General features: G+C 59.0%; 9 protein-coding genes and 2 pseudogenes. 2 read left to right on the top strand and 9 right to left on the bottom strand.

Annotated elements, in window-relative coordinates:
* Nucleotides 1-183 precede the first annotated feature (183 nt).
* From FHT71_RS19175 to FHT71_RS19200, 6 genes are all read right to left on the bottom strand, one after another.
* Nucleotides 184-939, bottom strand: coding sequence for a transporter substrate-binding domain-containing protein (locus FHT71_RS19175; protein ID WP_132592686.1), 756 nt, complete (start codon nucleotides 937-939; stop codon nucleotides 184-186).
* A 258-nt stretch (nucleotides 940-1,197) separates the two neighbouring features.
* Entirely contained in the window at nucleotides 1,198-4,350 is a 3,153-nt protein-coding gene (locus tag FHT71_RS19180) for an efflux RND transporter permease subunit (protein ID WP_183721467.1), read from the bottom strand.
* A gap of 8 nt (nucleotides 4,351-4,358) precedes the next feature.
* Nucleotides 4,359-5,639, bottom strand: a complete 1,281-nt coding sequence (locus FHT71_RS19185; RefSeq protein WP_183721470.1) for an efflux RND transporter periplasmic adaptor subunit — start codon at nucleotides 5,637-5,639, stop codon at nucleotides 4,359-4,361.
* A gap of 12 nt (nucleotides 5,640-5,651) precedes the next feature.
* The gene (gene hemA, locus FHT71_RS19190) at nucleotides 5,652-6,998 is read right to left on the bottom strand and encodes a 5-aminolevulinate synthase (protein ID WP_132592680.1); all 1,347 of its coding nucleotides are present in this window, start codon (nucleotides 6,996-6,998) and stop codon (nucleotides 5,652-5,654) included.
* A gap of 370 nt (nucleotides 6,999-7,368) precedes the next feature.
* A complete protein-coding gene (locus tag FHT71_RS19195; protein WP_246718036.1) occupies nucleotides 7,369-8,319 on the bottom strand; it encodes a DoxX family membrane protein in 951 nt (316 codons plus the stop codon).
* A gap of 1,278 nt (nucleotides 8,320-9,597) precedes the next feature.
* The gene (locus FHT71_RS19200) at nucleotides 9,598-10,314 is read right to left on the bottom strand and encodes a LysE family translocator (protein WP_246718037.1); all 717 of its coding nucleotides are present in this window, start codon (nucleotides 10,312-10,314) and stop codon (nucleotides 9,598-9,600) included.
* A gap of 85 nt (nucleotides 10,315-10,399) precedes the next feature.
* On the opposite strand from FHT71_RS19200, the gene FHT71_RS19205 reads away from it, so the two are divergent.
* Entirely contained in the window at nucleotides 10,400-10,864 is a 465-nt protein-coding gene (locus FHT71_RS19205; protein ID WP_132592674.1) for an Lrp/AsnC family transcriptional regulator, read from the top strand.
* Between the two features lie 214 nt (nucleotides 10,865-11,078).
* On the top strand, nucleotides 11,079-11,921 hold the full coding sequence (locus tag FHT71_RS19210; RefSeq protein WP_132592672.1) for an SDR family NAD(P)-dependent oxidoreductase: 843 nt from the start codon (nucleotides 11,079-11,081) through the stop codon (nucleotides 11,919-11,921).
* 435 nt (nucleotides 11,922-12,356) lie between these two features.
* On the opposite strand, the gene FHT71_RS19215 is transcribed toward FHT71_RS19210, so the two are convergent.
* The 3 genes and pseudogenes from FHT71_RS19215 to FHT71_RS31810 form a co-directional block, all read right to left on the bottom strand.
* The gene (locus FHT71_RS19215) at nucleotides 12,357-13,403 is read right to left on the bottom strand and encodes an IS110 family transposase (protein ID WP_183721476.1); all 1,047 of its coding nucleotides are present in this window, start codon (nucleotides 13,401-13,403) and stop codon (nucleotides 12,357-12,359) included.
* Nucleotides 13,404-14,253: 850 nt separating this feature from the next.
* Nucleotides 14,254-14,809 (bottom strand): annotated as a pseudogene (locus tag FHT71_RS31805) (NAD(P)H-dependent oxidoreductase).
* Between the two features lie 127 nt (nucleotides 14,810-14,936).
* Nucleotides 14,937-15,161 (bottom strand): annotated as a pseudogene (locus tag FHT71_RS31810) (acyl-CoA dehydrogenase); the annotation flags it as partial.
* Nucleotides 15,162-15,322 lie beyond the last annotated feature (161 nt).

Here is a 15,322-nt window from a genome sequence, read left to right on the forward strand (position 1 = left end):
ATGAGAGGAATCTGCTTCTGGCGGGTTTCGATCGCTTCGTGTTCAATTCGCGTTAGCAAAAGTGCTGCGCCTATCGCGGCCACTGCGCAATATGCGACGACGACTGCGAGCAAAATCCTTCCGGCAGACCGAAGCGAGATGTTCCACGATAAAGCAGCCTTAGGTTCCTTCAAGTCTACGTCCCTAGTAAATGCTGAAGGGGAAGTACTGGTCGTTGATTCTGTCGTAGACCCCGTTGAGCTTGATCTGCTTCAAGGCGTCGTTCACTCGAGCGATCAGTTCCACGTTGCCTTTTTGCGCAGCAATGTGAGCGGAACTTTGTAGAAATTCGCTCGAAATCGGATCGCCGACGTATCCGTATACGGAACCCTTCCCCGTCTCCATGAAACTCAGGAGTTCGATGGCGTCGCCAATCAAGAGATCAGCCTTGTTCTCTTCAAGCAGCTGCTGTGCCGACGGTTGATCCTTGGCCAAGACGAGAACGCTTTGAGTGTATGCCTGCTTCACGTAGTCAGCCTGAATTGTTCCCTCGGCGGCGGCGATACGAACACCGGTGAGCGCGGTCGGCGAGCTATCTGTGAACTTGTCCGCGTTACCAACGAGCACAGAGTGGGATCGATAGTACGGGGCTGAAAATTCGACGCGTGCGGCGCGTTCCTTTGTGTAGGCCATGCTGGCAACGATCAAATCGTACTTGTCTGCCTCAAGCCCGTCGATGATCTTTGGCCACTCGACGGTCTGGAACGTGCATTCGCTCTTGAGCTGTTCGCAGAGCGCTTTGGCAATATCCACGTCGAACCCTTTAAGCGTTCCGTTCTGGTCGATGAGATTGAAGGGCGGATAGGCGCCCTCGGTGGCAATCCGGAGCCGCTCGGCCGCGTTGGCCGCCGACATGGCGGTCAGCAGTGCGAAGACGGCTATGACTGAAGTGCGCATCATGAAGTTTCTCCAATAAGATCATCATGATGATGCAAAATGCCTAATGAACTGCTGATGCGACCTTTGCGATTTGATGATTTGAACAAAGAACAAGGGTGGTACCAAATCTCTTTGGGCCGCCACGCTCAAAACATCCAGCCGCCGCCGTCCATTTGCATCGCCTCAGAGCGATCGCACATCAAAAGGCCGTCAGAGCACGACCTCAGCCAAGCAGCTGCCAAAAGCCTCCTTGGCCGAGTTGACCTGAGGTCACCCTTCTTACGGCTTATCGTTGTTCGGCTGGTCAAGCTGCAGCCGCTGTGGGTGCTGGCCTAAGCAATGGCCGGTGATCAGGGCGCCAACCCTGTGGACCTGCAGGAAGAGTGCGGGCACGAACACCAGCGACAAGAGCGTCGAGGCGATCAGGCCGCCGATGACGAAGATCGCCATGGGCGCACGGAATGCACCACCATCGCCAACCCCAAGCGCGACAGGCACCATGCCGGCGGCCATGGCAGCCGTGGTCATGACAATCGGGCGAAGGCGCTGCTCGGCGGCCAGGACGACGGCATCGCGCGGCGGCGCGCCCGCGCCAATCATCCGACTGGCCAGGTCCACGATCAAAATAGCGTTCTTGGCAACGATTCCCATGAGCATCAGGGCTCCGATCAAGACCGGCATTGTCACGCCATGGCCGGTTGCGGCCAGCGCGACGAGCCCTCCAGACAGTGATAGCGGCAGGGACAGGAGGATGGTCAGTGGCTGGAACGGGCTGCCGAAAAGCACGAAGAGAATGACGAAAACAAAGGTCGATCCGAGAATAGTCGCTTCAACGAAGCTTGCGAAGAAGTCTTCCATCGAGCGCGTTTCCCCGGCAGTTTGCAGGCGTATACCGGCCGGCAGCGGATGGCGCTCGATCCATGATTGCAGTTGCGCAAGTGCCGTTCCGGGCGAGGCGGTCTCGGCCAAATCGGCGTTAAGTTCGATGCGGCGCAGCCCGTCCTGGCGCAGGATCAGCGCCGGCCCGTACCCTTCCACGATGCGGGCAACCGCCCCCAGCGGAACCACCTTTCCATCTGCGGTGCGCAATGGCATGAGCTCAATGAGGGATAAGTCGGCGCCTGATTTGCGGACCTCAACACGAACAGGAACGTTCCGGCCATCGATCTGGATGGAACCGAGCGCCCGATCCCTGTCGCCCATCGTTGCGACACGCAATGCGTTCGATAGCGAGTCGAGCTTAAGTCCCATAGCGGCGGTAAGGTCGAGGTCGGGAATGACCTGAAGCTCTGCCCTGTGCGTGGCGCCGGATGATGTCACGTCACGGATTGAAGGCATGGACGCCATGGAGGACGCGAGCCACTCTCCCGCGCGCTCCAACGCCACCGCATCCTGTGACAGCAACGAGACAGAAAACTGTCGCCCCCCCGTCAGGCTAACCTGGCTGATGCGAATGTCGGCGATGGACCTCAATTTTCGGGTGATGTCAGAAGCGATGGCTTGGCGCGTTCGCGCTCGGTGGGCCGGGTCTGTCAGCGCGAGCTGGACGGCGATCGACTGCAGGTTCGCCAGTCGGGCCGCGGAAGCCCTATAGGCGTAGACATGTACGACCTCGCTGTCAGAGGCGAGCAATCTGGTGATTTCGCTGGATTTCTCACGCATTGCGGCATTGCTCGTGCCGCCTGCCATCTCGATTGCAAATTTGAGCCGCGTTCCATCCTCGTCCGGAATGAAGCCACGTGCCAAGCCCGGAAGGACGAAGAGGGCGGCCCATGCAAGCGATGCGATCCCCAGGCCGATCGTGACAAAGGACATGTCGATGGCTATGGCGTATCGGGGAGGCCGGTCGGCGTGGGATCGTCCAAGCGCAATGCGATGACGGCCGGTCGCGAACCTGAGGAGCCTGGAATAGCGGCCTTCAGTGGGCAAGGCAGGGGTACTTGGATCAGGCGTACTCGGCCGGAGCAATCTCGAGGCAAGCAGCGGCGTTATAAGACGGGCAACCAGCAGAGATGCCAGTGTTGCCGCTGCCACCGTCATGCCGAACTCGCGAAAATATTGACCGGGCGTGCCCCCGATCATGGCGAGCGGCGCGAAGACGGCAACGATCGTCAATGAGATTGCGATAACCGAGCTGCCGATCTCTTCCGTCGCGTCGATGACTGCCTGATGCGGCGCCTTTCCCATTTCAAGGTGCCGCGCCGTATTCTCGATCTCGACGATGGTGTCATCGACAAGGAGACCGATCGCCAACGTCAGTCCGAGCAGCGAGACGAGGTTCAGCGAGAAACCGAGTGCGTCCATGATGAAGAAGGTCGGGATCACCGCGAGCGGCAGGCTGATTGCGGCGATCATGACGGAACGCCAGTCCCTCAAGAAGAAAAACAGCACCGCAATCGTGCAGATGGCGCCTTCGAGCATGGCATGCATCGTGCTTGCGGCATTGTTGCGCGTGTAGCTGGCGTTCTCGTCCAGCAGCGTGAACTGCAGACGTGTGTCCTTGCTGGCCAAGTCATCGACCGCTGTGCGTATGCGGTTGAATGTTTCGACCTCGTTTGCGCCTTTCTCCGTGAAGAAGGACAGGGCCAGGATCGGTTCGCCGTCCAGTTGGGCGAAGCCTCCGGCGTCGACCCAGCCATCCTCAACGCGCGCAACATCCGAAAGCCTCAAGCCGGCGCCGTTGGTATCCGGCAGTGCGACGCTGGCCAGCGCGGCAATACTCGTCAGTGCCGATACGGTCCTTATTGGTCGATCGAATTCGTTGGCCGATACAATGCCGGCCGAGGCGTTGGTAATGGCGGTGCGAAGTGCTACGCCGACAGCGTCGGCGGATAGCCCGCGAGCGAGCATCTCGTCAGGGTCGAGCCAAACCCGAACCTCGCGGGCGTCGCCGCCTCGCAGCACGACCTTGCCGACGCCGCGAATTCGCTCGAATCGACGTAGGACATCGTCGTCTAGAACGCGGTCGAGCGCTTGGAAAGACATTGCGTTCGACCGCACGGCGAAGGTCGCAACGGCGATCTCGCGCAGGTTCGATAGCGCAATTGCCGGTTCCTCGATCGCCGCGGGAAGGTCGCCACGCATCGAAAGCATTGCACGATCGGTCCGTTCAAGCGCCACCTGAGGATCAATGGCGGCGTCGAACTCTAGATTGAACGTGACCGCGCCATCCTCGATGGCTGTATCCAGTCGGCGAATGCCGTCTAGTCTCAACAAGACATCTTCGCATTTCTGGGCAACATCGTATTCGAGATCGCTGGCGGATGCTGCCTGCTGCCGAAGCACGACCTTGACGATAGGCGATTCCATTTCGGGGAAACGGCTGATCGGCAACGCGCGCAGCGACAGAAGGCCCATCACCACCAGAAGAACGAAGATCGCAATGCTATAGGCGGGGCGTTCGATCGACCAGCGGGAAAGGTTGAACGACATGCGCGACCTCACCTGTTCGAGGCAAGAACGGAGGCGGCGGGCACTGGTCTCACGTGCGTACCTGCCTGGACGATTTCGCCAGCGCGCAGCACGACCTGCTCCCCTTCAGTCAGACCTGACAGAACCTGGATCTGCTCTGCTGTGCGCTCCCCTGTCACCACGCTTCGTCTCTCCACGATGCCCGAAATCACGACATCCACGTGTGCTCCCTCCGGCGCTTGGTGGATTGCGGTGAGCGGCAAGACCACCGACGTGCCTTCGATATAGGGAAGCTCGGCGCGGGCGAACGCTCCGATTTTCAAGGCCTCGGATTGGGGAAGGGCAAGACGAAGGCGCGCCATCCTGGTGGACGGATCGACGCTCGGCGAGACATGTCGCAGCGTGCCGGAGACGGTTGTGCCCATCCCCTGGATGGTGACGACGGCGGGCGAATGGGGCTGAATTCGCCCGACGATACGCATTGGCACCAATGCCTCGAACTCGATCACGCCCTCCTTGACAAGCCGGAAAAGCGGCGCGTCACTGGAGGCGATATCGCCGAGCCTTGCGATCCGCGCGGTCACGATGCCGGCGGCCGGTGCCCTGACGCGGGTCCGTTCGAGTTGGGCCATTAGTTCTCGGCGTTTGACATAGGCGATCGCGCGTTCGGCAACGGCAACGCGTTTCGTTTGGTGCGCCGTTCGCAGCTTGGCGTTGGCCACTTTCACGTCGGCCTCACGCTGCTCGAGGACATCGAGCGACATCACGCCGCTACGAGACAGAGGCTGGGTCCTTTCGAGCGCCTTCTGCGCCAGGTCTAGATTGGCTTCTTCGAGAGCGATCGCGCTTTCGCTCTGCAGTAGAAGCGCATTCGCCCGTTCGATCTCAACGTCGTTCATCGAGACAGCGATTTCGTCGAGGTCCGACGACAGGATGGCGAGTACTTGTCCTTCCCGCACCTTGTCGCCTTCGTCCACGAGGACGGCTTCAATTTTGGCATGTTGGCTTTCGGTGCCGACGGACACTTCCTCGCGCGCAACGAGCGACCCGGAGACGAATGTGCGCGTTTCAAGACGACGGCGTTCGGCGGCGACCGTGGTGACGGTGACGGTCGGTGCGCCGCCAGCACCCGGCGCTGCACGCGGCGGTGAGCTCGCCCCCTTGCCGACAAGAAGAGGGCTGACGAGGATAGCCGCGACAATTGTCGCAAGTGCGGTCGCGGTTGCGGCTTTTCGCAGCAAGGTTGCGCGGCGAAGTACTCCACTGTCGGGCGGGGACGATGTGTTCGTCCATGGCCGTCTGATGTTCATGACGACACCTCTCTACGCCCGGGGGTGAGCCTCCAGCATGGCGCGGTCGCTGCTCATCGCCAGGAGCTGGCGGCAGGCCGTGCACATAGCCGGCTCCTTGGGGCGCCAAGCATGTGCCGGCGCTGCCTGAGGCATTTTCACGCGAGTCCTTGGGGCCCGGGCAAGGCCGGTCTGCTCCCACACCTCATCCAGTGCTTCGACGAGTTGTTCGATGTCACCACGGCTGTGAAGAGGGGAGGGGGTGATGCGCAGTCTTTCCGTACCGCGCGGAACCGTGGGATAGTTGATTGGCTGGATATAGATGTCGAAATCGTCGAGTAACCGATTGGCGACGGTCCGGCATTTCACGGGGTCGCCAACCATTACCGGCACGATGTGGCTGGGATTGGCGCGGTGGGGAATGCCCCGGTCGTCGAGACGCTCGCGCAGCAACCGAACACGATCCTGCTGCGCTTTTCTTTCCCATTGGCTTTCCTTCAGGTGCCGCACCGAGGCGAGCGCACCGGCCGCCAGCATCGGCGGAAGCGCCGTCGTAAAGATGAAGCCGGACGCGAAAGAGCGCACGAAGTCGATGACGGGCGCGCTTGAGGCGATGTATCCGCCAATGACCCCAAATGCCTTGCCGAGCGTGCCCTGGATGATTGTCAGACGATTCATGACCCCGTCGCGTTCCGCGATCCCTGCGCCACGCCGACCGTAGAGACCGACGGCGTGGACTTCATCCAGATAGGTCATGGCGTCATATTGCTCGGCAACGTCGCACAGTTCGGCAATCGGCGCGATGTCTCCGTCCATCGAATAGACCGACTCGAAGGCGACCAGCTTTGCGCGGTCGGGTTCGACCTCGCGCAGACAGCGCGCCAGGTCGTCCGGGCAGTTATGCTTGAAAATCCGGTACTCGGCGCGGGAATGGCGAATGCCTTCAATCATCGAGGCGTGGTTGCCGGCATCGGACAATACGACGCAGTTCGGCAGCTTCGCGGCCAGCGTCGACAGAGCCGCCCAGTTGGAGACATAGCCCGACGTGAACAGCAGGGCGGCCTCCTTGTCGTGAAGGTCGGCCAATTCGCGCTCCAGCAAGACGTGACTATGATTGGTGCCGGCGATGTTGCGCGTGCCACCGGCGCCCGTGCCTGACAGATCGATCGAACGATGCATGGCTTGCCGGACCTTGTCGTTCTGTCCCATGCCGAGATAGTCGTTGGAACACCAGACGATGACGTCGCGCACGCGCTCGCCGTCGTGATAGCGGGCACGCGGAAAGGCGCCCGCCACTCTTTCTATGTCGGCGAAGACGCGATAGCGCCCTTCCTGACGGAGCCCATCCAGGGCGTTGCTGAAGAATGCGCTGTAGTCCATTGCCCCTCCTCGGTCGGCTCCTTTCCTCGACGCGCGAGGTTGCCGGCATTCGCACTACGACCCGCCTGTATCGTAGGGATGTTACGGTCCCCCAGACATAGACCTAGGTTGAACGAAGTGTGCGACATAGGCCGCCATCGGGCGGGACCAAAGTCCGACATCGGGAATATGGGACGTCGTCGTATTTGCTGCGCAATCATGGCTTGGCTCGCTTCGAGCAAGATGAAGATTAATGAGATCTGTAGGAAAAAAGCCATCGACGCCAATGAGGTGTGGATCGGATTGCTCGCCACGACCACGGTCAGGACCGCAATCACGGACACCGTCGCGAACAGAAGAAAGACCCCCGTCCTTGTGTGTTCAAAGGCCGTCACTTTGATATCGCCAGGCGGTGTCCAGCGTGCGCTGATATTTGCGTCGGCGTGTCGCGACCATAAAGAACCGCATGTAAATTCCAGTAGGTGGGCGCCAGGATCGCCAAGGCAGCAATGAACCCGATGGGTGCACCGACGATCGCTCGTCGGAAACCCGGCGCAATTTGGATCTCGCGAGACGGGTCGATCGCCGCAACCACCAGCATCATTGTGATCAGACCGTGGCCAACGAAGTCCAGTCGTCCAAATGGTATGACGGCCGCATTGAAGATGATCAGCAGTGTTATGGCAGAAAACCGCCGCACGATAGGTGTCCAGATCAATCCGAGGCCGAGGACAAACTCGACGACACCTGCCATCGGCAGAAATACATCCGCCGGCATCCCGAAGGTCAGGAACGGTTTGTCCTGCGCCAGCGGATAAAACCAGTCCGGATAGGCGAACTTTTCGAGGCTGGAGCGCATCAGTGTAATGGCGATCGCAAAGCGCAGAATGGTGAAACGCTGTTCTTGCCACGAAGACCCCTCAAGCGAGAACGACACGAGATAGCCGGCAACGCCAAGGGCAAGCACAAGATAGTCGAGCAGATGAAAGAGCTGATACTCATAAAGCGCCGTACCCCAGAGCGCGAGTATCCCCATGGCGGAAAGCAACATCGTTCGGCGCGAGAAGAGGCCGGCTGCGATAAACAACTGTGCCCACGAGACACATTCCGAGCGCGTTCTTAGGTCAGGCGTAAGATAGACACCGCCAAGAGCGAAGATGGCGATGAAGAAGGCTGCCGTCGCGGCGCGAACGAAGTCGTCAGCCCGGTTCCACAGGGGTGCTGCCAGACGGTCCATAGCCATAAGTATCCTATCGCCGACGACGGTGCACTCGACGGCGACGGTGACAGCGAAGAGCGGGATCGCGATCGCGACGGCAAGCCAGAACCAGATGCTCGTCAAGGTTTCTGCAAATGGTCGTGAGGCTGATGCTATGTCATACGGCGCAAACCATTTGACATGAGCCTCGGCCAGCGTCGGCGTCCCCGTGCTAACCATGATCGCCGCGGCAGCTTGCCCAATTCGTCTTAAGGGAATTTCGCCCCTGTTCGTTCGATAACATGTCACAAGCATCACACCCCCCTTTGCGGTGGCTGCCGTGGCCGGGCTGGTTCTTTCCAGACCAACGTCCGGCCTGATTTGCCTGAAGCTGCCATTGCGGCGCCGTGCGTCTTTTTCAGCCGCGCAAGCGTCGCTGTAACAGTTTGAACCACTGCCTGGTTTCGTCCTTAAATCGGCTCCGATTTACAGAACCAGGCAGCGGCTGGCGCCGACGAAGGCGGCGCCACGGTATGCGCAAAAATGATCTATCGAGCAGTCCGCCGTCGGGACTGGCGATCCTAGCTGGGAGATGGGTCGGCATCCGCGATCTTGCGGTGGAGAAAGGATCGCCAGAAGCCGGTCCAATGGGAACGGCGGAAGGTCCAGCAAGTTTTGCGACTTTCGTCGCGCCTGCTATACGGCCTTCCGTCCTAGGGAAGCAGGCGAGACACTGCGTAGTGTCTTCGAAGCTTTATACTCTGCAATTCCTGGGTGCCAAAACACTTGAGCTTAGCAACTGGCCAATCGCGCGAGAAAGCCTTCAAGTCGGCAGGCAAGGCCCTCGGTCACTTCTGACCTCAGCGAAAGGAAGAAGCAGCAAGTGTGCAACGATCCGGCGACGAAAATGTGTTTTTCAGCGGTCGCCAGAAAATCTGCGACCAGCCGGCAAACGACTATGAAGCTCCGGGACGAATACTCAGTCGCTGCTGTTTAAGGTCAACGCTCAGACCGAAGAAAGCCTCGCGATGCTGGCGGGGCCAGTCGTCGACGGGTAGCGTATGGATACCCCCACGGATTCTGTCGAAACCCATCCGGATTCGCTCGCGTTCCTCGGGTGTATCACCAGTTCAACGCCCACCAGAGAAGCGCACCTGCTGCAATCAGAACAGCCAGGACGTAGAAAATTCGCGAGGCCATTGAATCTCCGAAAGGTTTAAAGATCGGAGGGTGCAACCTTTGATGGGCGAGGTCAAGCGCCGGAGAAGGCTGCGCTTCTCTAATCGACGGGCTGAGGTCAAGCTCTTTTCCGACTATCAGTAGTCGCGGAGGCAAGTTATCGTCCGCAATCGGCCTAAGCGGACACGGACAGTGGTCTCCCACGCATATGCGCGTCGAACCGCTTGCCGACCTCTTCTAATCTCATGCATGGGCCGTCGCCAGCTTCGCGGCCAAGCCGACGAAAACAACACTTGCACTGCGGTTGAGGACGAGCTGTCGTTTATCGGAGCCTTTGAGCCATGTGCTGATCGAACCGGAGAGAAGGGCGATAGTCATGAACGAGAAGAAAGCACAGGTAATGAAGATTGCGCCCAATGCCAACATCTGGAGCACCACGTTGCCGCTGGCCGGAGACGTGAACTGTGGCAGAAACGCAAGGAAGAATATGGCGACCTTGGGATTCGTGACGTTCATCACCATGCCCCGGAGGATCATGCCGCGTGCAGAAACGGAGCCGCTTTCGCCTTCGATGAGTTTTTCAGGGCTCGCCCTGAATGCCTTCCATGCGAGGTAGACCAGATAACAAGCACCGACAAACTTCAATCCGTTGAAGGCCAGTTCGGAGATCTGAAAAATCGCGGCGACGCCCAACGCGACCGCGAGTGTGTGAAATACGAGCCCTGCGCACAGCCCCAAAGTGACGCAAATGCCGACGGTGCGGCCGTAGATCGCGGACTGGATCAACACGAATATATTGTCCGGGCCGGGCACCCAGCACAAGACCGTAGCGGCGGCCGCGAACGAGATTGCGACGTCGAGTGAAAGCATTCGTATCTCCTGAGGTAGTCGGCGCGTTGAGCGGCTTTGGTCGTTAAAGTGGCTTGAAAATAGCGCCTTCAAACTGCGGACGGGCCGCATTCCCACGCGCCCACCTTGTTTTTTGTGCGAATTTTTTGCACTCTCAAGGTAATTACGCGGATTATGCGCAGGAAGTACCCTCATCATGCTCGATCAGTTCGACATCCGCCTCCTTTCAGCGGTCCAAGATAACGCCGACCTCACCAACGCCGAACTGTCCGAGCGCGTCGCGCTCTCGGGCTCGCAATGCGCTCGGCGTCTGGAGCGGTTGCGGCAGGAGGGGTACATCGAGAAGTCGGTCTGCGTTCTAAGCGCCCAAAAGCTCGGTCTGGCCGTGACCGCTTACACCACGATCAGTCTGAGTTCTCATACGGAAGAGGGAAATCGAAGGCTGCATCGCTTCATCGAAGACGCGCCCGAAATCCTTGAATGCTATTCCCAGACTGGTGACGCCGACTTTCTGATGAAGATCACGGTGAAGGACCTTGATCACCTCAGCGAATTCCTTGAGCGGATAATTCATAAGGCGGGAGGGTTGCTCTCGGTAAAGTCGAGTATCATGTTGAAGACCATTAAGAAAACAAATTCTCTACCACTGAGATTCGAGTAGGGCGGACGCGACAGGTGGCCGGGCATGGGGTTGTCGCAATGACCGCAATTGGCGCATCTGTGCCATGGCGGCAGTCGGCCCTAATCGGGCAGACTACGCGAGATTGTATTTGACTGCTCCCTAGGGTTTCATGCGGCAAGCATCCGTTTTCTGCCCGCAGCAGAATTCCGATGTCCCCTGCCTGCAACAGCCATCGTATGGGAGGCTAGCCAGTATGAAAGATGTCGTCGCGTTGGTTACGGGCGCAAGCCGCGGTGTCGGCCGCGGGATTGCGCTGTCGCTGCTCGCCGAGGGAGCCACGGTCCACGTTACCGGCAGGACCCGTTCCGAGGCGGAAGCAAGCCTGGGAGGTAAACGCGCGGGATCGCTGGAGGGCCTTGCGCTTGAGGCTGCGGCATTACCCGGACGACTAGTCGTTCATCATTGCGACCACAGCAACGACGCCGAAACCGAGCGCGTGGCTGAAGAGATCAGGGCCGCCAACAGGCTGGACATTCTGGTGAACAATGCATGGCCCGGCTATGAAAACATGGTCGAGGATGGCGATTTTACCTGGCCGCGCCCTTTCTGGGAGCAGCCCGTCTGGCGGTGGGACGCAATGATCGGCACCGCGCTGAGGGCGGCTTTCATGATGTCGCGCGCAGTGGCGCCGACGATGATCTCGACGCAGCGCGGTCTGATCGTCAATATTTCATTCTGGGCAGCTCAATTCTACGACGGCAACACGATCTACGGCATGGCCAAAGCCGCCGCCGACAAGATGGCCGCGGACTTCGCACATGAACTGCGTCCACATAAAGTCGCCGCCGTCGCACTCTATCCCGGGCTGGTACGCACCGAAGCCGTCATGCAGAACGCCGAATATTTCGACTTGTCCAACTCCGAGTCCCCGAGGTTCATCGGCCATGTCATCGCCGGACTTTGGCGGGACCCTGCGCTGATGTCGAAATCCGGGCGTGTCCTGGTCGCGGCAGAGCTGGGTCGGGAGTATGACATTGCCGACGTCGACGGCTACAGACCTGTTCCCCTCAGCGCGGCGGACTTTGTGAAAAGCTGAATTCCTGTCGGTCTTTTCAACGACCCGGTTAGTCGGCTGATCTTTCAAACAGTTCGTGGAAAACCTTGGCGCTCCGCCGAGGCGATCTTGCACGTCAATTTTCTCCTGCCGCGGCATGGAGCGACGCTCTTTGGTTTGTCCGCTTGTGGCGCTTTCCAGCCGAAAGCATTGCTCGACAGGAGCCGGCGTTATCTGCGTCCGGCTCATGCAGCGTTAACGTCTTTTCGCGGCCCGCGCTTCTCTCCGGGATCGGCACTCGGCCCTCCCATGATGGGGTCCAGTAGATGATGTGGTCCAATCTATGCTGCATCCTGATGACGGATCATCGGAATAAACGCCGCCACGAGCTCACATCACCGTCGTCCGCGAAGGACGTCTTCCGCTGCTACGCGGAAGCTTGGATTCGAATACCTTAAACGGCTCTATGGTTGATCGTTATGCCGCAACAGTTGAGACAGTGTCCTCCCTTGACCAGCGAAACTCCGAGCCGTCAATCCACATGCGGTGCATGACGACAGCGAGACGGCGGGCCAACGCGACCTTGGCCTTCTTGCTGCCATGCCGCTTGGCAATGTTCATGGCCCAAGCCTTCAGCCAGCGCCATTTCACCACGCGCGTCATCATCGACTGGGCGGCCTCATACAGCAGTCGCCGCATCATCGCGTCCCCGCGCAGAGAGACGTGGCCGACCCGGCTCATTTCGCCGGACTGTTTCAGGACAGGGGTGAGGCCCAATATCGCTCCGACCGATCGGGAATGACGAAACCTGCTGGGAATATCGATCGTCGAAACATAGGCCAGCGAGACGATCGGACCGACGCCGGGCACCGTCATCAGCCTCCTGCAAACCTCGTCCTGCTTCGCCTCGGCTAGAACCCTCTTTTCCAGTCTTGCGAGCCCTTCTCGCAACTTGCGTCGTCCGGCGAGCAGTGGCTCCATGATCTCCCTCAGATCAGCGTCGTTTTCGACAAGCTCAAGTATCCTTCTCTCGAAGGTGCCACCCGAGGCATGACCTACCTTCAGTCCGAAGTTGCGCAGAAGCCCGCGCATTTCGTTTTCCAGATCGATAGCCTTTTCCTGCAGTAGCGATCGGGCCGTTAGCAAGGCGCGGCGCTTCTGGCTGGTGAGCGTCTTCACATGCACGTCCTTGAACAGGCCGACCCGCATCATATGGGCAATACCGCGTGCATCGTTCCTGTCGCTTTTGTTCTGTTGCAGGGCGTCCAGGAATGCCTTGGTATGGCGCGTCTCGATACAGAAGACGGGCAAGTCCGCCTTTGCCAGTCCTTCAAACAGCCATTGGGACAAGGGGCCAGCCTCAACGCCCACCCTCTCCAAGCCGAACTCCGGATCACTCAGCATGGCGACGAGGTCCTCCGGGTGAGATGCCACCTTCCGTTCACGGAATAGCTTCCCACTTTCATCGACGATACAGACGTTCGTTTCTTTGACCGAGACATCGAGGCCGGCATAGTGTTTCATGGCTGCGCTCCTCTGCATGATGGTTGTGCCTGGTTTCCGACACGCGACTGTATCATCGGCAGGTGGTGCAGGCCCTTGCTCCCTACGGATGGGATAGGGCACGAAGCCGATTAGCCCATCTATGGTATTTTTCCGGCAGGCCGCTCATGTCCAGACCGGATGTAGGCACCGCGTTTGTTCCACGCAAACCTGGCTGTTGGCACGGACGTCGTAGCCCCTTTACATTGCTGCATGGGTAGAGAACTCGTCACGGCAGCTCGAGGGCCGGAAGCCTCAAAATAGGACTGCACCTCATCTTCAAGCTCGGTGCAGAGTCGCACGTTTCTCATGTTGAATCAGCGCGTGTTTTTGATGTCGTGTGTTGTCGGGAGTTAAATTTTAACTATCGGAAAGCTAACTATCATATTGTATATATTGCAATTTATTCTTCAATCACTTTCTCGCCAATGGAGGCTATGCGTGCGCAGGCAGCAATGTAGACACTCCGTCCAGATTGAGAAGCAGCGGCGACGTCCAAAGCGCGATTTGGTCCTTTTGACGAGCTGTGATGAACAGCAGGGGGTTCGCGTCCTCGTTCCCTCTCCAAATCGCGTGGCAACGTCTTCTCCGGAACGCATTCCAGGGAGAGCCGGAGTTCGACGCCGGGAATATCGCCTCATTGCCGCAGAGTGATGCGGTCTCCTGACTGGCAACGCCATTGGCGAGCGATCCGCCCGCCCCGATCCGTCCCTTGCAACCCGGACCAGCCGGTCAGATCACAGCGCAAAGTGACGTTTTGACTTTGCACCAGAGAGGATATTTCAGTTTCCCCACGAAGCCGGCGGCGATCAGGCCCTTGCCGGCCGAGTACTTATTCCGCTGCAATTGCGTCTGCTGCGGAGCGCGCCTGCACGAGGATGGAGGCCTCCGCCAGCACCTGGTTTACGCGACCGAGTATAGCCGTTGACGGTTTGCCATCGGTGAAATCGCGGCTCGAGGGGTAGATTGCCGTTGGCAGAACAAGCCTCAAAGAAAGCGAATAGGGGGCGAAGTTGATGCTCGACAACGAGCAAGTGTCGATCGCCCCCGCCGGCTCCCGTCAGGATGACGGGTTTTACCGCGCAAGTCTGCTGCATCCCGTAAATTGAAGACATGCTTGAACAGGCCCGTGTAATTCCCTGTTTAGGTTGGAGAACCGATGACGAGGCTTCGGCCTCGACGATTGTTTGGATCACCTTTCTTGCGGCCGGATCGAGGTCCGCCACCGACCTTGCGGCCGCCAGCGATGTGCCGAGGTCTCCGACGTCGAAGACGGTATGCTGCAGGCCGGCTGCTTCGCCAGTGAAGCTGCTAGGCTCTCCGCGAAACGCCTGGTGCGCGACGGGGGAGATATTGCCCGAGTAGCCGACGATCAGATCATTGCTCATCTAAATTCCTTCTGCGAGTTCGTCTCGGTCATGCAAAGCAGGTTGCAGCCAGGGGCGGATGCCGCATGCACAAACGATCAGAATGGCATGAGATCTAGGGCGGTAATCGGGTGAGGCTCCTGTTTCGTTAGGCTGTTTTGACCACGGCGAGCCCGGTCGGATAGCTCGAGGGGGTGGCTTCCCGATTCCATCGATCGAACGCGGTCCGGCCTAGCATCGAAATGGATGTATCTTCCTGCGGCGCATGGACGAGCACGGATTGGACATCCCTGAAATGCCGTTCAAGCCCCAGGTCGGCACTAAGGCCCGGATTGCCGATGCCGCGTACCGCGATCTGTACGGCGTCGCGTAGCAGTTTTCTCAAACGTTATACTTTGACGGCTTTGCCCGGCGTGCGTATGGTGGTGTATGTTTGTTATATAAAACAACCTCTTGGGCCGGCTCGATCCCCATCAAGGCGGCTATCTTGGATATTGCTCTACAGTCAATAACATCATATATGTAGGTATGTTC

Source organism: Rhizobium sp. BK060, from assembly GCF_014193145.1.
Lineage (GTDB): Bacteria > Pseudomonadota > Alphaproteobacteria > Rhizobiales > Rhizobiaceae > Rhizobium.

Excerpts from the sequence above, each read along its gene's own strand:
- FHT71_RS19175 (WP_132592686.1), bottom strand. The coding sequence starts at position 939 with ATGATGCGCACTTCAGTCATAGCCGTCTTCGCACTGCTGACCGCCATG.
- FHT71_RS19180 (WP_183721467.1), bottom strand. The coding sequence starts at position 4,350 with ATGTCGTTCAACCTTTCCCGCTGGTCGATCGAACGCCCCGCCTATAGC.
- FHT71_RS19185 (WP_183721470.1), bottom strand. The coding sequence starts at position 5,639 with ATGAACATCAGACGGCCATGGACGAACACATCGTCCCCGCCCGACAGT.
- hemA (WP_132592680.1), bottom strand. The coding sequence starts at position 6,998 with ATGGACTACAGCGCATTCTTCAGCAACGCCCTGGATGGGCTCCGTCAG.
- FHT71_RS19200 (WP_246718037.1), bottom strand. The coding sequence starts at position 10,314 with ATGCGGCCCGTCCGCAGTTTGAAGGCGCTATTTTCAAGCCACTTTAAC.
- FHT71_RS19205 (WP_132592674.1), top strand. The coding sequence starts at position 10,400 with ATGCTCGATCAGTTCGACATCCGCCTCCTTTCAGCGGTCCAAGATAAC.
- FHT71_RS19210 (WP_132592672.1), top strand. The coding sequence starts at position 11,079 with ATGAAAGATGTCGTCGCGTTGGTTACGGGCGCAAGCCGCGGTGTCGGC.
- FHT71_RS19215 (WP_183721476.1), bottom strand. The coding sequence starts at position 13,403 with ATGAAACACTATGCCGGCCTCGATGTCTCGGTCAAAGAAACGAACGTC.